General features: G+C 68.9%; 15 protein-coding genes and 1 tRNA gene. 8 read left to right on the forward strand and 8 right to left on the reverse strand.

Annotation, left to right across the window (positions count from 1 at the left end; all coding sequences use genetic code 11):
* Positions 1-39: 39 nt before the first annotated feature.
* Positions 40-528: a hypothetical protein gene (locus ASE78_RS06370; RefSeq protein WP_156349162.1), complete on the reverse strand. Its 489-nt coding sequence runs from the start codon at positions 526-528 to the stop codon at positions 40-42.
* Positions 529-611: 83 nt separating this feature from the next.
* On the opposite strand from ASE78_RS06370, the gene ASE78_RS06375 reads away from it, so the two are divergent.
* Positions 612-688: transfer RNA gene (locus ASE78_RS06375), tRNA-Arg, on the forward strand.
* 312 nt (positions 689-1,000) lie between these two features.
* Here the strand turns inward: ASE78_RS06375 and ASE78_RS06380 are convergent.
* Positions 1,001-1,873, reverse strand: a complete 873-nt coding sequence (locus ASE78_RS06380) for an exonuclease domain-containing protein (protein ID WP_056494649.1) — start codon at positions 1,871-1,873, stop codon at positions 1,001-1,003.
* A gap of 426 nt (positions 1,874-2,299) precedes the next feature.
* Positions 2,300-2,554, reverse strand: a complete 255-nt coding sequence (locus ASE78_RS06385) for a hypothetical protein (RefSeq protein WP_056494652.1) — start codon at positions 2,552-2,554, stop codon at positions 2,300-2,302.
* 341 nt (positions 2,555-2,895) lie between these two features.
* Between ASE78_RS06385 and ASE78_RS06390 the strand changes: the two genes are divergently transcribed.
* The 5 genes from ASE78_RS06390 to bcsD are packed head-to-tail and all read left to right on the forward strand — an operon-like array spanning position 2,896 to position 11,941.
* Positions 2,896-3,207: a hypothetical protein gene (locus tag ASE78_RS06390; RefSeq protein ID WP_056494654.1), complete on the forward strand. Its 312-nt coding sequence runs from the start codon at positions 2,896-2,898 to the stop codon at positions 3,205-3,207.
* A 1-nt stretch (position 3,208) separates the two neighbouring features.
* Entirely contained in the window at positions 3,209-3,916 is a 708-nt protein-coding gene (locus tag ASE78_RS06395; protein WP_055756444.1) for a cellulose synthase operon protein YhjQ/BcsQ, read from the forward strand.
* Positions 3,913-8,250 carry a UDP-forming cellulose synthase catalytic subunit gene (bcsA, locus tag ASE78_RS06400; RefSeq protein WP_056494657.1) on the forward strand — a complete coding sequence of 1,446 codons (4,338 nt, stop codon included), beginning with the start codon at positions 3,913-3,915 and terminating at the stop codon, positions 8,248-8,250. The genes ASE78_RS06395 and bcsA overlap by 4 nt, the downstream gene beginning before the upstream one ends.
* Positions 8,247-11,480 carry a cellulose biosynthesis protein BcsC gene (locus ASE78_RS06405; protein ID WP_056494660.1) on the forward strand — a complete coding sequence of 1,078 codons (3,234 nt, stop codon included), beginning with the start codon at positions 8,247-8,249 and terminating at the stop codon, positions 11,478-11,480. Before bcsA ends, ASE78_RS06405 begins: the two co-directional genes overlap by 4 nt.
* The gene (gene bcsD, locus ASE78_RS06410) at positions 11,477-11,941 is read left to right on the forward strand and encodes a cellulose biosynthesis protein BcsD (protein WP_056494663.1); all 465 of its coding nucleotides are present in this window, start codon (positions 11,477-11,479) and stop codon (positions 11,939-11,941) included. The genes ASE78_RS06405 and bcsD overlap by 4 nt, the downstream gene beginning before the upstream one ends.
* A 42-nt stretch (positions 11,942-11,983) precedes the next feature.
* Here bcsD and ASE78_RS06415 read toward each other — a convergent pair whose 3' ends face one another.
* The 5 genes from ASE78_RS06415 to ASE78_RS06435 are packed head-to-tail and all read right to left on the reverse strand — an operon-like array spanning position 11,984 to position 17,621.
* Positions 11,984-13,309, reverse strand: a complete 1,326-nt coding sequence (locus ASE78_RS06415; protein WP_056494666.1) for an NAD(P)/FAD-dependent oxidoreductase — start codon at positions 13,307-13,309, stop codon at positions 11,984-11,986.
* A gap of 43 nt (positions 13,310-13,352) precedes the next feature.
* Positions 13,353-14,558, reverse strand: coding sequence for a DUF1624 domain-containing protein (locus ASE78_RS06420; RefSeq protein ID WP_082467036.1), 1,206 nt, complete (start codon positions 14,556-14,558; stop codon positions 13,353-13,355).
* Positions 14,559-14,588: 30 nt separating this feature from the next.
* Entirely contained in the window at positions 14,589-14,987 is a 399-nt protein-coding gene (locus ASE78_RS06425; RefSeq protein ID WP_056495290.1) for a RidA family protein, read from the reverse strand.
* Entirely contained in the window at positions 14,987-16,153 is a 1,167-nt protein-coding gene (locus ASE78_RS06430) for a DSD1 family PLP-dependent enzyme (RefSeq protein WP_056494669.1), read from the reverse strand. The genes ASE78_RS06425 and ASE78_RS06430 overlap by 1 nt, the downstream gene beginning before the upstream one ends.
* A 40-nt stretch (positions 16,154-16,193) precedes the next feature.
* Entirely contained in the window at positions 16,194-17,621 is a 1,428-nt protein-coding gene (locus tag ASE78_RS06435) for an aldehyde dehydrogenase family protein (RefSeq protein ID WP_056494672.1), read from the reverse strand.
* Between the two features lie 355 nt (positions 17,622-17,976).
* Between ASE78_RS06435 and ASE78_RS06440 the strand changes: the two genes are divergently transcribed.
* Together ASE78_RS06440 and ASE78_RS06445 are read left to right on the forward strand one after the other, a co-directional pair.
* Positions 17,977-18,639, forward strand: a complete 663-nt coding sequence (locus ASE78_RS06440) for a haloacid dehalogenase type II (RefSeq protein WP_235514893.1) — start codon at positions 17,977-17,979, stop codon at positions 18,637-18,639.
* Complete coding sequence (locus ASE78_RS06445; protein WP_082467038.1) at positions 18,636-19,346, forward strand: cupin domain-containing protein; 711 nt, start codon at positions 18,636-18,638, stop codon at positions 19,344-19,346. Before ASE78_RS06440 ends, ASE78_RS06445 begins: the two co-directional genes overlap by 4 nt.
* The last annotated feature ends 98 nt before the right edge of the window (positions 19,347-19,444 follow it).

Below are 19,444 nucleotides of genomic sequence, written 5' to 3' on the forward strand. Positions count from 1 at the left end.
CCGTACTGATCCAACCCCGTTGGATCAGTCCTCACAACATCAGCGCAGCGCCGCCGTCAGCGCTGCGATCGTTGCGCGCTGGGCGGTCGCGGTGCGGGTCGCGCGCTCCAGCGCGGCGTCGAGCGCGGGATAGGGCGGCTGCCCGGCGGCGGCACGATCAATCGCGAGGCGTTCGAGATCGGCGACCGGCGCATCGATCCCGGTACGCGCCACGTCCAGCCCGGCCAGCGCGACCTGTGCGCCGAGCCATGGCTCGCTGCCTTCGGCCTTGCCGGTGCCGCTGCGTACCGCCGGGCGGGCGCGGGCGACGGCGGTGTCGAACCTGCCGCTGGCGGTGGCGACCGCTGCGGTGAGCGCGGCGATCCGGGAATCGAGCGCCGCATCGGGCGTGGCGACCGCGACCGGGCGGACCGGTTCAGCGAGGCTGATCCGCTCGATCGGGCGCGGCAATAGCGAGGGATAGTCCCCCGATGGCGCGGCGCAGGCGCTGAGGGCAAGAAAGGCGGACAGGATGCGGGCTCGGGTCATGGATATTCGATAGTCAGCATAAAAAAATGACACAACGGGGTTGCCAGCATGAATTTCCCCATCTAACAGGCGGCCTCCACCGGGCACCCATAGCTCAGCTGGATAGAGCATCAGACTACGAATCTGAGGGTCGGGCGTTCGAATCGCTCTGGGTGCACCATGGAAAGCCCCGCTAAGTCAGTGACTTGGCGGGGTTTTCTTTGTCCGTGGTATCATACCGCATATTCTGAAATCGGCGCGATCCAGGTCGTCAACGGGTGCGGTCAGCCATCCGATGAGCCCCGGCACGTCCCGGCAGGCCCATCGTAAGGACGGCCGGTCTTCCGGCAGTTTTCCGGGGCGATCGGCTTCGGCTCGACGCGCCGCCCGTTATCTCGCCTTTGACCGGTTCGACGGAATCCTCGATAGGGCGCGCCATGGTCCGGGCGCAATCCGCTTGGACATCGCGCCCGGCGTCGTAACCACGGGGCGGTCAGGTGCCGAGGAAATCGAGGAGCTGGCGTTCGGACAGGATTCTGATCGCGCCGCCGGACTGCCGCAGCGCCTCCGCCTTGCGATAGTGCGCGTCGAAGCGAATATAGCCGAACGGCTCGTCCCCGGTCACGACGAGGATCGTGGTCGTGGTGCCCACCCCGGACATGACGCGACCGCCGCTCGCCGCGATCCGCCGGGCGAGCGGACCGTTGCGGGGCTGGCCGAGGATCGCCACCCGCTCGCCCGCGAGCGGTCCCGTCGCGGCCGGCGGCGGGGCAGCGGGAACGCGCGACCGCACCGGCGGCGCCATCCAGTCCGCCAGCGACACTCCGGTATGTTCGATGGCCTTCACGACGATCATGCCGGCGGCGCGCGCATCGCTGAGCGCGTCGTGGTGCTTCAGCGGGATGCCGAGGTGGCGGGACACGATATTGAGCTTGTGGCTCGGCAGGTCCGGCCACGCCCGTTTCGCCACCCCCACGCTGTCGAGCCATGTGGTATCGACCATCGTCCGGTCGTGAACGCGACACGCGGCGGCCATCGCGCCCTTGTCGAAATAGGAATGCGCGACGGTGATCCGCCCGCCCAGGTGGCGGCTGACGACGTCATGCACATCCGCGAAACTCGGTTTCCCCCGCACATGCTCTGCGGTGATGCCGTGAATCCGCGTGTTGAAGCTGCTGAACTGGTCCTGCGGATCGACCAGCGTTTCATATTCGAACGCGATCCTCCCGTCGCGAAAACCGACGATGCCGATCTGGCAGATGCTGCTGACCCGCGAGCAGGCGGTTTCGACGTCGATGACGACGAAGTCGGGCGCGTCCGCGATCCGATCAACGCCGACACCGTGCTTCTTGGGGGACAACGACATGGCGACAGCGCATACAGGCCGGCGACGGACCTGTTCAAGCCGCCAGCCCGCACCGATACGACGTTCGACGGATGATGACCTCGTTCCTGTACCTGTCATCCAGGGACATGCGTGAGCAGCGATCGGCGGCGCGATACCGGACGGAGCCGGAGCCCAGCGAGCGTCGCGGTCTGGCCGGTCGTTATCCTCGGTCGGAGTGATGGAGACGGGATCGGAACTGATGCTGCGTACCGACGGGCGTTTCGCGCGACTGGCAGGCGGGGGGCGATGGCGGGTCGACGGCGGTACGGCCGTCCTCGACCGCCGGGGGCGGCGCCGGCGTTCCGCCAGTTGCGCTTGTCGATCGATGACCGGGCGCTCGTGCCGGATGATATTGCCAACGGTCGATGGGAGTGTCGTCCGTACCAGCGACGAAGCGGTGCGCGCTCAGCTTTCGGTGAGTTCGACCACCTCGAAATCGAATCCTTTCCATCCGTGCCGCTTCGCCGCCTGTCGGGTCAGCGCTTCCTTGGCCACGGCGTCCTTCGCGGAGGTGGCGTGACCCCAGAACACTTCGGTCTTGCCGTTGTGCAGATGGGCGACGATGCGCCAGTAATGGGTGAACGGCGCGGCGGTGGGGCCGATCGTCTTCACATAGCCGTCGGCCATCGTCGCGGTCAGGTAGCGTTTCTTCCTCGCCATCGCCCGGCAATAGCGCAGCGGTGACGGATGCGGGAGAGGGGGCTGGCTCAATCGTCGCGGGGGCGGCCGAGGGCGGCGCATGGTCGCGACGGTAGCGCGCCGTCCGCGCGCGGACGGTCTTCGACCTGCTGGTCATGGGGCACAGCAACAAGGCGGTGCCCGGCATCCTCGGCCTGTAGCCCCAAGACCGGTGCCAACGGTCTTGCCCAACTGATCGCGCTCTCCTGCTGGACAGTTGCCCGGTATCCGGCGGGGTAAGGGACTGTTTTTGCTGGAACAGAAGCGCGTTAACCATCTGTAAGCGCTATCCGGTGCATAGCATGTCCCCGGAAGGATCCGATATGCGACGCGACGTTACCGCGCTTCTCGAAAAGCTGGGCCGGCGGGATTTCCGCTACGAGGCTTTTGCCGATCCGATCTCGGACCTCGAACCATGGCCGCTGTTCGCGGCGCTGCTCGAGGATCCGCGGGTCGTCGGCCGGCCGCAGCGAATTCCCGAGCGCGCGGCCCCGCCGCCGGGCGCGCCGATGTTCGCACGCTACGGGGGAGCGACCCCGTCCGAACGCGGGGCGACGCCGGACGAACCGGCGGCGTCGCGCAATCTTCGCGCCTTCCTGTCGGGCCTGTCCGACGATCACCGGGGTAGCCGCTGATATGCCGCTGATCCTGTGCCATGCGCCCACCGGCGGCGTGGGGACGAGCTTCGTCGCCGCGCATCTTGCACTTGCTCTTGCCGCGCGGGGGCATCCGGTCGCGGCGGTGGACTTCACCCATGCCGATGCGCTCAAGCTGTTCTTCGGCATGTTGCCGACCCAGCCGGTGCCCGACATCGGCGAGGCCGACGACGAAGGCATCATCGTCGACGGCGTCGAGCTGCTGCAGGGCCATGGCTTCGTCCATGGCGGGCGGATGCGGCACGGCGGGCGCGGCGAGGGGGCGCTGCTGGGCGACCGGGTGGTGGTGGCCGATGTCGCCGCCGCCGATCTGACGGCGCGCGACGCGCTGCTGCCGCTGGCGGCGTTGCACCTGTGCGTGCTGATGCCGCAGCCGGTATCGCTCGCCGGACTGGCGCAGGTGCGGCCGGGAACGGCGGCGATCGACGTCGAATCGACCGGTTTCGTGCTCAACGGCGTCGACGATACCCGCAAATTGTCGCGCCACAGCCAGCTTTTCCTGCGCGAACTGTTCGGCGACCGGATGATCGGCGCGATCCGCCGCGACGAGGCGGTGAACGAGGCGCTGGCATCGTTTCAGCCGATCGCCCGCTATGCGCCGCAGAGCGTCGTGCTGCCCGACCTCGCGGCACTGGCGATCGCGGTCGAGGCGCGGTGCGGATTGCAGGCGCGGGAGGACGCGGCGTGAAGCTCGCGGCGATCCCGCACCTGTTGCTGTTCGCGCTCGTCGCCCTGCTGGCGCTGATCGTGGTGACGGTGCCGCTCGACCTGCAATCGCAATGGATCTTCGCCGGCGTCACCATCGTCGGCGCGATCGTGCTGGGGCGGATGCGGTCGCGCCGCGCGACATTGGTGCTGGCGCTGCTGTCGCTGATCGCGTCCACCCGCTATCTGTTCTGGCGGACGACGACGACGCTGTCGTTCGACGATCCGATCGGCGCGGTGCTGGGCATCGGCCTGTATCTTGCCGAGCTGTACGCCTGGGTCATCCTCGCGATCGGCATCGCCCAGACCGCATGGCCGATGGAACGCCAGGCGGTGGAACTACAGGGCGCCCCGGACGAGTGGCCGACCGTCGACGTCTATGTCCCGACCTATAACGAGGGCCTCGACATCGTGCGCAACACGGTGCTGGCGGCGATGGACATGGATTATCCGCGCGACCGGTTCCGCGTCTATCTGCTCGACGACGGGCGGCGGGCCGAGTTTCGCGCCTTCGCCCGGTCGGTCGGTTGCGGCTACATCACCCGGTCGGACAACAACCATGCCAAGGCGGGCAACCTGAATGCCGCCATGTCGCGCACCGACGGGTCGCTGATCGCGATCTTCGATTGCGACCATGTGCCGACGCGCGCCTTTCTCCAGATGACGGTCGGCTGGTTCCAGCGCGAGGCCAAGCTGGCGCTCGTCCAGACGCCGCATCATTTCTATTCACCCGATCCGGTGCAGCGCAACCTGGGGTCGGTGAAGAACCTGCCGGGCGAGGGCGACCTGTTCTACGGTGCGGTGCAGCGCGGCAATGACTTGTGGAACGCCGCCTTCTTCTGCGGATCGTGCGCGATCATTCGCCGCGCGGCGCTGGCCGATACCGGCGGCTTCGCGTTTGAAACGGTGACGGAAGACGCGCACACCGCGCTGAAATTGCAGCGCAAGGGCTGGTCGACCGCCTATCTCGGGCTGCGGCTGTCGGCGGGGCTCGCGACCGAGCGGCTGGTGCTGCACATCGGCCAGCGCATCCGCTGGGCGCGCGGTATGACCCAGATTCTGCGGATCGACAATCCGCTGTTCGGGCCGGGGCTGAGCGTGGCGCAGCGGCTTTGTTACCTGAACGCGATGCTGCATTTCCAGTTTCCGCTGCCGCGCATCGCCTTTCTCACCAGTCCGCTCGCCTATCTGATCCTCGGCGAGAACATCATCCATGCGTCAGCCTCGATGATCTTCGCCTATGCCGCCGCGCATCTCTATTGCTCGCAGGTGTCGGGCGCGCGGTTGCAGGGCGGCGATCGCCGGCCTTTGTGGGGCGAGGTGTATGAGACGATCCTCGCCTTCCACCTCGCCAAACCGACGGTGTGGACGATGTTCAAACCGCGCGGCGGCAAGTTCAACGTGACCGACAAGGGGTCGCTGCTCGACCGCACCCATTTCGACACTGCGACGGTCCGGCCGCATCTGATCTGCATCGGCCTCGTCCTGTTCGGCATCGCCTTCGGGGTGGTGAAATGGTGGTTCTTCCCGCACCTGTTCAACATTCAGGGCGATACGCTGCTGCTCAACACCGTCTGGGCGGTCTTCAGCCTCGTCATCCTGCTGGCGGCGGTGTCGGTCGCGCGGGAAACGCGGCAGGTGCGCGAGCACATCCGCATCCCGGTCGAACTGCCGGGCACGCTGTATTTCGCCGACGGCCATGTCGTCGAGGCGCAGACCATCGACCTGTCGATGGGCGGCATCGCAATCGCCGCGCCCGAGGGCGTGGCGCTGCGCGAACGCGAAGTCACCCATGTCGCGCTGCCGATGGGGGACGAGATGCTGACGCTGCCGGTCCGGTTGCAGCGGATCGGCGGGCAGGTGGCCAACCTGCAATTTCAGGGACTCGACATGCTCCAGCAACGCCAACTGGTCCGCGCGGTGATGGGGCGCAGCGACGCCTGGGCCGAAGCCGCGCCACGGGCACCCGTGTCCACGCTCCAATCGCTGGGGGATATTGTGAAGGTCGATCTGCTGACGCTCAAGCGCCTGCTGGGCTTCAACCGTGCCGAACGGCGGCGCGAGCGCACGCGGCTGGCCACGTCGGCGAAGGCGGCGGCGATCGCCGCGCTGCTCGCGCTCGGCGCGACGATCGCTACGCCGCGCGCGGCGATCGCGCAGACGGTGGAGACGACCGAGGCACAGCCCGGCGTGCGCGGCGTGCGGCAGGAGCGGCTGACCTTCCGCGACCTGCGCGTGCGCAGCGCGATCCGGCTGGCGGGCACGCGCGGCGAGATCGCCATCCCGTTCGGCCTGCGCGCCAACGAGGTCGTGACCGGCGCGAATCTGACGCTGACCTTCGCATGGTCGCCGGCGCTGCTCGCCGATCTCAGCCAGTTGGTCGTGATCCTGAACGGCGAGGTCGTGCGGACCTTCCGCCTGTCACCCGATGGTGCCGGCGGACAGCAGGTGACGATCCCGGTCAACCCCGCGCTGTTCCTGCCCGGCGACAACCAGTTGAACCTGCGGATGCTGGGCCATTATGCGCGCGATTGCGAGGACCCGTTCCACAGTTCGCTGTGGGCCAACGTCAGCAATACGCGCTCGGCCTTCGACCTGACGATCCAGACGCTGCCGCTCGCCCCCGATCTGGCGCGGCTTCCCGCCCCGTTCTTCGACCGGGCGGACAATCTGCCGCTCAGTCTGCCGTTCGTGTTCGCCGGGCAACCGACCGACGGCGAGCTGGAAGCCGCGGCGAGCATGGCGTCGTGGTTCGGTCGCCTTGCCAGCTATCGCGGCTTCACCTTCAAGCCCAGCTTCGGCAGCGTGCCGCGCGGCAATGCGATCGTGTTCATGCGACCGGGGATGCGGATCGGCGGCTTCGTGCCGACGATCGCCGGACCCTCGGCGATCGTGATCCGCAACCCGTATGATCCGTTCGGCGAGCTGTTGCTGATGATGGGCCGCGACGCGCGCGAGCTGAAACAGGCCGCCGCCGCGCTGGCGGTGGGACGCGGCACGATCGGCGGCGCGACCGCGCGGTTCGACGGCGTGCGCATCCCCACCTGGGAGCGGTACGGCGCGCCGCGCTGGCTGCGCTCCGACCGGCCGGTGAAGCTGGGCGAACTGGTCGATCCGCGGACGCTTCAGGGCGTGGGCCTGCCGCCGGGGCCACTGACGGCGGGATTCCGCGCCGCGCCCGACCTGTTCTTCTGGCCGCGATCGGGCGCACGGCTCGACCTCAATTATCGCTATCCGTCGGCGTCGTGGCTCGACCGGCGCGGCTCGCGGCTCGACGTGTCGATCAACAACCAGTATCTGCGCACCCTCCCGCTCGGCGGCGCGGGATGGTGGCAGCGGCTGCTGGGGCAGGGCGACGGCGCGACCAGCAACGTCACCCGCGCGCAGGTCGACCTGCCGAGCTACAATCTGTTCGGCCAGAACGAGCTGATCTTCGACTACAACCTGATCCTCGCCAACAAGAAGCGTTGCGAGGGGACGCTGCCCGACAATGTCCGGGTGGCGATCGACCCCGACAGCGCGATCGACCTGACCCATGCCTATCATGCGGCGCGGATGCCCTCGCTCGCGACTTTCGCCAATGCCGGCTATCCGTTCACGGTCAGCCCCGATCTGGCGGAAACGACGGTGTTGTTGCCCGCCAATGTCGATGCGGCGACGGTCGAGGCCTATCTGGTGCTGATGGGCCGGTTCGGCGATGCGACCGGTGCGGCGACGACGGCGGTATCGGTCGCACGCGCTGGTTCAGCCGATACGCTGGCCGGGCGCGACGTACTGGTCGTGGGGACGCCCGGCAACAATTTGTCGAATCTGTTCGCCGGTGCGCCGGTCGGCTTGCAGAACGGCCGCATCCGCGTGACCGAGCGCAATCTGGTCGAGCGGATCTTCGGGCTGATCTCGCCGTACGGCGATGCCGATGTCGATGCGACCAACGCCTATCTGACGACCGCCGACCGCTTCACCGGGTTCGTCAGCTTCCGCTCGCCCTATGATGCGGGGCGGACGGTGGTGGCGATGCTCGCGACCGATTCGACCGACCTGCCCGGGCTGGTGCAGGGGCTGGCCGATCAGCGCGTCAATGCGCAGGTGCAGGGCGACCTGTCGATCGCGACCGGCGATACGATGCGCAGCTTCGCGGTCGGCCAGAGCTATTGGAGCGGATCGCTGCCGGCATGGATGCGTGTCGCATGGTGGTTCAGCGAACGGCCGCTGCTGATGGGGTTGAGCGGATTGCTGGTCGCGATCCTGCTCGCCGGGCCGCTCTACCTGCTGCTCAAGCGGCAACAGGCCAAGCGACTGGGGGAGGACAAGGCATGATCCGCCGCGCGACCATCGGCCTGCTGCTGGCGCAGGCGGCGCTGTGCATGCCCGCCATCGCCCAGCCCGGCGTCGCCCCGCTGTTGCAGCAGGGCCGCTATTGGCAGGGCAAGGGGCGCGCCGATCTCGCGCGCACCGCCTATCGCCGGGTGCTGGCGCTCGATCCGGGTAACGAGGAGGCACGGCGCGCGCTGCGCTGGCCGACGACACCCTCACCTGCGCCGGCACCGGTGCAGAACGTCGTCGTACCACAGGCCCGCCCGCAACCGGCCACCGCGCCGGTCGCCGTGTCCGAACCCGGGCCGCGCCGGGCCGCGCCGGCTCCCGTCGATCGCGGCGGCGATGCGCGCGCTGCCGGGTTCCGCGCGCTCGATGCCGGGCAATTGGGACAGGCCGAACGGCTGTTTGAACGCGCGCTGGCGGCCAATGGCAATGACGGCGATGCGTCGGGCGGGCTGGGCATCGTCCGGCTGCGCCAGTCGCGCTTCGCCGATGCCGCGCGACTGCTGGGGCGCGCATCGTCGCGTGGCAACGCGGCGCGCTGGTCGGAGGCGCTCGACTCGGCGCGCTTCTTCGCCGGTCTAGCCGAGGCGCGCGGCAAGCTGGAACGTGGCGATGTGACCGGCGCGCAGGCCGATGCCGAACAGCTCGCCCGCTTGCCGGTGCGCGACCGGGGGCCGGCGCTGGCGCTGCTCGCCGACATCTACGAACGGCAGGGGCGCTATGCCGATGCCGCCGACCTCGCGCGTCAGGCGGGTGCGGCCGGCGGCAGCGAGACGCAGTTGCAGGTGCGCGTCGCCCGCGATCAGGCGTTGCAGGCGGCGCAGCGCGGCGACGCGCAACAGGCGGAGGCGCAGTTCCAGCGCGGGCTGCAGGTCGACCAGAGCGATCCGTGGATCCGCTATGAATTCGCCCGCTACCTGCTGGCGCGCGGCCGGGTGCCCGAGGCAGATTCGCTGATCCAGTCGCTCCAGACGATCGGGTCGGGCGATGCCAATTACGCGGCGGCGATGCTCCACGCGCAACTGGGCCGCCAGACCCAGGCGAACGCGCTGCTCGCCCGCATTCCCGAAGGGCAGCGCACCGCCGCGATCCGCCGGTTCGCGGGGCAGTTGACCGTCGACGCCGCCATCGCCCGCGCCCGCACCATCGCGGCGCAGGGACGGAATGGCGAGGCGGTGGCGGCGCTGCGCGGCATCGGCGAGACGCCGGGGCTGTCGGCGGCATCGCTGTCGGGCGTGGCGGGCGCGCTCGACGAACTGGGCGACAGCGCGGGCGCGATGCCGCTGGCGCAGCGCGCGCTGGCCGCCACGCCCGCCAGTCCCGCCGAATATGAACCGATCGTCCGCATCTTCGCGCGCGGCGGGGCGGATGCCTCGGTCGCCGACGCCATCGCCCGCGCGCGCAGCGCCGCCACCGGATCGGCCGGCGGCGAGGCGGAAGTCGCCCGGCTACAGGCGATCGCGGCGGCGGGACAGGCCGACCGGCTGCGCCTCGCCGGGCAATATGCCCCGGCGTTCGACCTGTTGCAGCAGGCATGGACCGCCGCGCCCAACGAACCGGAGGTGCTCGGCGCGCTTGCCCGGCTGTACCAGTCGGGCAATATGGCATCGCAGGCGGCACAGACCTATCAACTGGTGCTGGCACGCAATCCGCGCGACAAGAGTGCGCTGACCGGGCTGATCGGCGCGGCCGGGGCGGCGGGCGACCACGACCTCGCGGTAGCGACGGTCGAGCGGGCATTGCAGGCCTATCCCGACGATCCGCAAATCTATGCGGCGGCGGGCCAGATGGAGCAGGCGCGCGGCGACAGCGGCGCGGCACGACGCTATCTGCGGCGCGGTGAGGCGGCCTATGCCACGCGCGGCGGAGCGGGGCAGGCGGTGAGCGGAGGCAATCCGTTCGCGGGCGGCCCGGCCAGCAGCAACCCGTTCCGGGCGATGGAAGCGGCGGCGGCCCCGGCGGCCGCGACCAATCCGTTCGCGCTGAGCGGCGGCAAGATCCCCGCCGCCCCGCGTGGCGGCATGGCGACGCCCGCCGCCACGGTTCCGGCGGCGGCGATCGGCGATCCCGAACTGGCCCGGCTGCGCGCACAGATCGCTAGCCAGGCCGGCGACAGCGGTCCGCGTGCGGAAATGACGCTCGGCTACCGCGAACGATCGGGCGAGACGGGGCTGAGCGGCCTGCGCGAACTGTCGGGTACGGCGCGGGTGTCGACCAGCGTCGGCGGCGGGCGCATCGCCCTGTCGGCCACGCCGGTGGTGATCGATTCGGGGCGGCCGACCGGATCGGCGCTGGCCCGCTTCGGCCGCAACGCCACCGCCGAGGCCGAGGCGATCGTCGCCGAGGAACCCTCGCGGCTCGCGCAGGCGGAGACGCAACATGCCTCGGGCGTGGCGGTGCAGGCGAGCTACGACAGCCCCGCCATCCGCATCGAGATTGGCACGACCCCGCTCGGCTTCGACGATACCAAGGTGACATGGGGTTTCACCGCCCGCCCGCGCCTGTCGAACACCGTGTCGGCGCAAGGCTGGGTCCGCAGCGAGGCGGTGGGCGACAGTATCGTCTCCTATGCCGGCACGCGCGATCCGGTGACGGGCGCGCGCTGGGGGCAGGTGATGCGCACCGGCGGCGGCGCGTCGCTGTCGTGGGACCGCGAGGGCACCGGCATCTACGGCGACATCTCGGGCTTTCGCTATGCCGGCGACAATGTGCGCGGCAATCGCGGCTATCAGGCGAATGTCGGCGGCTATCTCCCGCTCTACCGCGACGGCAGTTCGACGTTCACCGGCGGCGTCAACATCAACTGGCAGGCATTCGACAACAACCAGAGTTTCTTCACCTTCGGCCATGGCGGCTATTTCAGCCCGCAGAGTTTCCTGAGCATGAGCCTGCCGCTGCGCTACACCTATTCGGACAATCGCTGGGAGGCGCGGCTGGGCGGCGCGCCGGGCTATCAGAGCTTCGAGCAGGACCGGGCGCCGATCTATCCGACCGATCCGACGGCGCAGGCGGCACTCGATGCGCTGAAGGCGAGCAACAGCGACGTGCGATCCTATTACGACAGCCTGAGCGTCACCGGTTTCGCCTTTGCAGCGGACGGTTCGCTCTATTACCGTATCACGCCGAACACGCGGGTGGGGGCCACCGCCAGCGTCAATACGTTCGGAACCTATGACGAATATCGCTCGACCTTCGAGCTGCGTCAGTCGCTGGGAAGGGACAGATGACCGCCATGCCGCTGTGGGCGACCGAAACCGCCACCGAAACCTGTGCTTCCGCGCTGCTGCTCGGCGGGATCGCCGCCGAGATCGGCGCCACCGCGCCGCGCGGACAGCAGGCCGCCTTCTACCGCGCGGTCGGCGCGCGCATCGCCGCGATCCATCCGGTCGACATGGTCGACGATTTGTCGGGGCTGGCGACGGTCGTGAACCGGGTATGGCTCGAATATAATTGCGGGCAGGCGCAGTTCGACATGGTGGCGGACGGCATCCTCATCACCCACAGCGGCGCGGTCCGCAACCTCGCGCCGGTGCTGGGCCATGCGACCGAAGCGGTGATGCGCCCGGTGCTGGAGGGCGTGTATGACGGCTGGCTGCGCTCGCTGGGCAGCGGACGCGACGTCGCGACATGGACCTTATCGTGGAGCGAGGGCGAGGTGCGGCTGAAGCACGGACTGCGCGGGGCATAGCGCCGGTCCGGAAATTCGCGTCTCCGCGCATTTTTAGACCGTTCAGAAATCCGCGACCTTGCCCCATGCCGACGCGCGGAACCGATCGGGGTGATAGGGGCGCGGATCGACGATCGGCGTGGCACCGCTTACAATATCGGCGATCAGATGCCCCGCCCCCGGACCGATGCCGAAGCCGTGCCCGCTGAATCCGGCGGCCAGCACCAGTCCGGGCAGCGTATCGACCTCGCCGATGCCCGGCACGCCATCGGGCGTGCTGTCGACATAGCCCGCCCACGCCCCCGTCACCGCACGGTCGGCAAGGCGCGGCATCACCGCCAGCGCCCGGGCGTGGGTGCGCGCCACCGTCGCCTTGTCGGGCGCGGGATCGAGAATGCGCATCGCCTCCATCGGCGTCGGCCGGTCGAGCTTCCAGCGTCCGACGCGCTCGTGGCCCGACCGCATCCCCTCCAGCCCGCCGGGCGACAGCTTGCGCCAGCGTCGCAGGAACATCGGCACGAACTGGGTCGAGAAGCGCAGGAACTGCGGCGTCGGATCGACCTTGCCGCTGCCGCTGATCGACAGCGTATAGCCGCCGTCGCCCCGCCTGGTCATCGACACGAAGTCGCTGTGCATCGCGGGCGGAAACACGTCCTCGCCCGGGCCGACCGCCATCACCGTCTGGCGGATCGTCGCCTGCGGAAAGCGGATGCCATATTGATAGCAGAACGACGATGCCCATGCGCCCGCCGACAGGACCGCGACCTTGGTGCGGATCACCCCGCGTTCGGTGACGACGCCCGACAGCCGTCCTCCCTCGGTCTCCAGCCCGCGCACCGCGCACCCCTGATGCACCGTCCCGCCCAGCGCCATGATCGCACGCGCGACCGCCGGAGCGGCGCGCGACGGATCGGCGGTGCCGTCGGTGGGGGAGAAGACCCCGCCTTTCCACGGCTTGTTGCCGAAGCGCCCGCGTTCGCTCGCTTCCGCCGACGACAGCATGTGGGTGGCGACGCCGACGGTCTGCGCGAAATCGCGCCACCGCGCCCAGCCCTCGATCTCCGCCTCGTTGTCGCTGAGATACAGGAGGCCGCAGCGGCTGAACCCCGTCGCCTCGCCGGAGTCGGCGGCGAACTGCTCCCACAGGTCGAGCGCCTTGGTCGCCATCGGCAGTTCGCGCGCGTCGCGGTTCTGCTGGCGGCACCAGCCCCAGTTGCGGCTCGACTGTTCGGCGCCGATCCGGCCCTTTTCGACCAGCGCGACCTTCAACCCGCGTTTGGCCAGATAATAAGCGGTGAAGCTGCCGACGATGCCCCCGCCGATCACCACCACATCGGCGGTGTCGGGCAGGTCGGGGGTCGAATCGACGAACGTCAGCGGTGCGGGCATTCGAACGGGCTCCAGCGGCAGAGAACGGGGATGGGGGGCAGGCTCAGAGATATTTGAGCCAGCGAATGTCCTTGCGACGCTTCTTGAGGTTCGCGAACCAGCGCGTCGGGAAATAGAGCGGCACGATCATCGCGATCCACAACAGCCAGATCCACCCGAGCGATGGCAGGCCGAAAACCTCGCCGTGGTTCGTGCCCCAGATCGCGCGCGCGCCCAGATACATCGCGCGCAGGACATAGAGGTGGAACAGGTAGAAGAACATCGGTGCGCCGCCCAGCACCGCCAGCCATCCGGTCACCCGCGCATCGGCGATCCGGTCGAACAGCGCGAGCAGCAGCAGGCCGAAGCCGAGCGTCGCCAGAACGTACAGCAGCGACGGCGGATATTTGGTCAGCGCAAGGAAGCTCATCACGGTGCGCAGCGACGAATCCGGCACCACGAACCACGGCGTGTCGCCATAGACATTGGCGAAGCGCAGCGCGACGCAGGCCGCCAGCATGGCGAAGCCGGCGCGCGCCAGCGTCCGCCCCCGTGCCGCGACGTCGCCGCGCGCGAACCATGGCCCGGCGGTCCAGCCGAGGCAGATGACACCGATCCACGGCAGCACCGGATAGCTGAACCGGATCGGCAGTCCGCCGATGGTGATCGTGCCGCGTTCGTGCAGCAGCGACCAGATGGCGTAAAAGGGATGTTCGGGCGGCAGCACGATCGGATCGAGCAGGTTGTGGCCGGCGACGATCGCCACGCCGATCGCGGCGATCACGATATGCGGCAGGCGGATCAGCCCGGCCAGCACGATCATGCTAAGGCCGATCGCCCAGATGACCTGCAAATAGACGATCGTCGGCGGAAATTCCGCGCGCCACTGAAAATTGACGACGGTCAGTTCGAGCAGGACGAGAAAGAACCCGCGCTTGAGCAGGAAGGCGGTCGTCTCCGACGTGCTGTGCTTCTGCGCATAGAGATAGGCGCCCAGCCCGGTGAGGGCGACAAAGACCGGCGCACAGATCTGGCTGGTCAGGCGGCTGAAGAAGCTGGCGGGCGAGACGGTCAGCGCGTCGACCGGATCGCCGATCGGCACCCACAGGAAAAACCCCTCGCGCACATGGTCGAGCAGCATCAGCACCATGACGAACCCGCGCAGCGCGTCGATGCTGAGCAGTCGCGCTCCTGCCGCCGGCTTCGCGGTCGCGACGTGGTGGCCGGTGGTGCCGGAAGAGAGAGTACCGTCGGTCGGGATGCTCGCCATGGCGGGGTCCATCGTTACAAGAGTTGGCATTCAGGCGTCGGCCAGCCACGCGACCGCGTCGACCTCGACCAGATAGCCATAGTGGAGTTCGGGCACCGGCACGACGCTCCGCGCCGGGCGGGCATCGCCCAATCGCGCGGCATAGACCGCGTTGAACCGCGGCCAATGCTCGACGCCGACGATATAGGCGGTGACGCGGACCAGATGCGCGGGCGTCCCCCCGGCGGCGGTCAGGATCGCCAGCAGGTTGTCGATCGCCTGCGCCGCCTGCGTCTCGAACGTCATGTCGTCCAGCGGCGCTCCGTCGGCGCGGATCGGCAACTGGCCCGAGATATGGAGCAGATCGCCCGCGCGGACGGCCTGCGCATAATGGCCGGCGGGCAACGGGGCGTCGGCGGTCAGCACCGGATGGATCATGCGATCGGCCATCACCATCCTCCGAAGCGCGACCATGTCGCGACGACCGCCGGATCGTCGCCATGGACGACATGATAGGCGGGATGTTGCGCAGCGGTTGAACAGGCGTGGTTGGGCAACACCCGCACCCGGTCGCCGATCGCCAGCGGCGGCAGGGTGCCGTTCGATCCCGGGCGCACGGTGATGATGCCGTGTTCCTGGTTCGCATCGGCGAGGATCAGGTCGGGAAAGGGGGTGCCGTCCACCTTGCAGACGACGCCATAGCCCTGATCGACCGGCTGTTTCGCGGTGCCGCGATCGCGCGACATCGCCATCCAGCCCGCGTCGATCAGGATCCAGCCCTTTTCCTTCTGGAAGCCGATGACCGTGCCGAGCACCGACAGCGCGATGTCGTCGATCGCGCACACGCCGATGCCGTGCATCACGAGGTCGAAGAACACGAACACGCCCGCGCGCACCTCGGTCACGCCGGTCAGGTCGGTGGCGAAATGCGCGGTCGGGGTCGATCCGATGCTGACGACCGGGCAGGAAAAGCCGGCCGCGCGCAGCGTCGCCGCCGCATCGACCACGCTCCGGCGCTCCGCTTCGGCAAGGCGGCGCAGCTCGTCATGGCCGCGCGCGGCATAGCTGCCGCCGGCATGGGTCATCACCCCGCGCAGGTCGCCGCCCTCGACCAGCGCGCCCGCGATCGCCAGCAGCGCGCCGCCATCGCCCGGCAACACGCCCGAGCGATGCCCGTCGCAGTCGATCTCGATCAGCGCGGGGATCGCCACGCCCGCCGCGCGCGATGCCGCCGCGACGGCGCGGGCCTGTTCGACCGTGTCGAGCACCACCGCGACATCGACGCCGCGCGCGCGCAGCGCCAGCACGCGCGGCAGTTTGTCAGGGGCGATGCCGACCGCATAGATCAGGTCGCGCACCCCGGCGTCGGCGAACTGCTCGGCCTCCTTGAGCGTCGAGACGGTGGCCGGTCCCTCGGGCGTCTCCATCACCCGGCCTGCGACCTCGACCGACTTGCCGGTCTTAAGGTGCGGGCGCAACGTCACGCCCAGCGTCGCCAGATGCGCCTTCAGCCGGGCGATGTTTCGGTCCATGCGATCGCTGTCGAGGACGAGACACGGCGTCTCGACCGTCGCCAGCGTCGGGCCGGTATCGGTGGTGGGGGCGGGGGCAACCATGGGTTCGTCCTGTATCACGCGGTCTCTTTCCTTCATCGGATCAGGCAAGGATCGCCTTGGTTTCGAGATATTCCTCGAACCCGTGGACGCCGTATTCACGGCCGTTGCCCGATTGCTTGTAGCCGCCGAACGGCGCGTGCGCGGTCCATGCGGGGGAATTGATATGCACCTGTCCCGCGCGGATGCGACGGGCCACCGCCTGCGCGCGCGCCGGGTCGCCCGACTGGACGTGCGCGCCAAGGCCATAGACGGTGTCGTTCGCGATCCCGATCGCTGCTTCCTCGTCGGCATAGGGCAGGATGCACAGGACGGGTCCGAAAATCTCCTCGCGCGCGATCGTCATCGTAGGGGTCACGTTGGAAAAGATCGTCGGCCGGGCATAATAGCCGCGGTTGAGATCGGCGGGGCGGCCGGGACCGCCGCAGATCAGCCGTGCGCCTTCGGCCATGCCGGTTTCGATCATCGCCTGAACCCGGCGATGCTGGGCGGCGTTGGCGATCGGCCCCATCGTCGTCGCATCGTCGAGCGGCGCGCCGACGCGCCATTGCCCCGCCGCTTCGATCGCCAGTGCCTCGACCTCGGCCAGCCGGTGGGCGGGCACCAGCAGCCGAGTCGGCGCACTGCACGACTGGCCGACGTTGCGCATCCCCGCCATCACCCCGCGCGGCACGGCGGCGGCGAAATCGGCATCGTCGAGGAAGAGGTTGGGCGACTTGCCGCCCAGTTCCTGCACCACGCGCTTGACGCTGACCGCCGCCGCCTGCGCCACCAGCACGCCCGCGCGGGTCGATCCGGTGATCGAGATCATCGCGACATCGGGATGCGCCGACAGCGCGCCGCCGACGACCTCGCCGGTGCCGTTGATGAGGTTGAACACGCCCGCCGGGCACCCCGCATCGTGCATCACCTGCGCGAACAACAGCGCGCTGTAGGGCGATACCTCGCTGGGTTTCAGGACCACCGGACACCCGGCGGCAAGCGCGGGGGCGACCTTGGCGGTGATCTGGTACAGTGGCCAGTTCCACGGGGTGATGAGCGCGGCGACGCCGATCGCTTCGCGGACCGTCGTGAACCCCGTGTCCGGCCGTTCGAAGCGATACTGCTCCAGCACCTCGATCTGCGCGCGGACATGCGCGATGGCGAAGGGCACCTGCGACGCGCGGGCAAAGCTGATCGCCGCGCCCATCTCGGTCGCGATCGCGCGTGCGAAACTCTCGGCGCGTTCCTCCAGCAAGGCGGCGATCCGGCCAAGCAGCGCGATCCGGTCGGCAACCGGCGATGCGGCGAAGGCGGGAAAGGCACGCACCCCGGCGGCGACCGCGCGGTCGACATCGGCGGCGGACCCGGCGGCGATCGCGCCGATCGACGTTTCGGTCGCCGGATCGACCACCGCGATCGGCGTGGCCGGCGCGATCGGCTCCCGCCAGTCGCCGCCGATGTAGAAGTATCCGGTCCTGTCCTCGGTCATGCCCACCCCACCCGGAACCGTGCCGCCCCACCGACGGCAACGGGTCCATTGTCCGCTTCAGTCTATGCGCAATATCCGGCAGACGCTTCCGAAATGGCCGGGGCAAACGGCATTCCTGCCACGCCGCGCGGCCCGGCACGGTGCAATCGGTTCGCAGCGGCGCGGCCGGTCACGTCCGACATTCCGGACGGCACTGTTATATCGCCGCCCGGCGCGGCATCGCACGGCAGATTATGCCGGAGCGGGCGGATCGTCGTGGCGACCACGCTTTCGATTCCGGCGAATCAAGTGCTTCTGCCGCCCGGACGGCGCCAATATCGCGGTCGTTGTTCAATATATCGCAAGGGGGCCGACGGTGCTTCGTCCGAAATACATCACTTTCGATTGCTACGGCACGCTGATCTATTTTGAGATGGCGCCGGTCGCCCGGCGACTCTACGCCGATCGTATCGCGCCGGAAGCGATGGACCAGTTCTGCGCAGATTTCTCGGCCTATCGGCTCGATGAGGTGCTGGGCGCATGGAAGCCGTATCGCGACGTCGTCGAAGGGTCGCTGCGCCGCACCTGCAAACGCTGGGGCATCGAATATCGCGATACGGACACGGCCGACGTCTATGCCGCCGTGCCGACATGGGGTCCGCACCCGGACGTGGTCGAACCGCTCAAGCGCGTCGCCGCCGAATATCCGCTGGTCATCCTGTCCAATTCGATGATCGACCTGATCCCGGCCAGCGTCGAGCGGCTGGAGGCGCCGTTCCACGCGGTCTACACCGCCGAGGAAGCACAGGCGTACAAGCCACGGATGCAGGCGTTCGAATATATGTTCGACCGGCTCGGCTGCGGACCCGAGGACATCTTGCACGTCTCGTCCAGCTTCCGCTACGACCTGATGACCGCGTACGACCTGGGCATCACGGACAAGGCGTTCGTCAATCGCGGCCACGAACCGCTCAACGGCTATTACCAGGTGAACGACATTCCGAGCATCGCCGGACTGCCGGGGCTGGTCGGGCTGTGAGCGTGGAGGGCGACACCCGGGTCCGGTCGTTCGTCGACCTGCGCGCCTTCGCCGATACCGCGCAACCCCCCGCCACCGGCGACTACCGCACCGCCCGTGCAGCACTGCCGCTGGCCGGGGGGCCGTGCGGCGTGGATCTGCTCGCGCTCGACGGCGGCACGGGAACGGTCGACGGGCTGCCGGGCGACGAGTTCGTGATCGTGCTGGCGGGATCGCTGCGGCTGGGCGAAGTGACGCTGGCGGCGGATGCCTGCGCGGTGGTTCCCGCCGGGATCGCCTTCGACTGGCAGGCCGCGCCCGGAACCCGTGCGCTGACGATGCGCCATGCGATCGGCACCGCCGCCGCCGACACGGTCGTGCCGATCGATACGGCGGCGGCGCTCACCCCCTCCAACCCGCCGCTTGCCGAGCTGCTGGTCGGGCCGACGCCGTCGTGCCGCAACCATACCGATTATCTGTCGAGCGACGGCGTGTTCATCTGCGGCACATGGGATTCGACCCCCTATCACCGCACGACGATGCGCTATCGTCATCACGAACTGATGCACCTGCTGCAAGGCGGCGTCACCTTCGTCGACGAGAGCGGGGCGAGCGCGACCTTTTCGACGGGCGACATCTTCCTGCTCGAACATGGCGCGCAGTGTTCGTGGGACAACAAGGTGGACGTGAAGAAGGTCTATGCGATCTGGCGGCCGGCGGTCGCCTGAACCCGGGGGCCGGACCGACAGTCAGCGAAATGCCTTCCCAATCTGCTCCCCTCCCTGACAAGGGAGGGGTTGGGGGTGGGTTGGCCGGTTGTGGAGCG

It is taken from the genome of Sphingomonas sp. Leaf25 (assembly GCF_001421635.1).
Taxonomy (GTDB): Bacteria; Pseudomonadota; Alphaproteobacteria; order Sphingomonadales; family Sphingomonadaceae; genus Sphingomonas.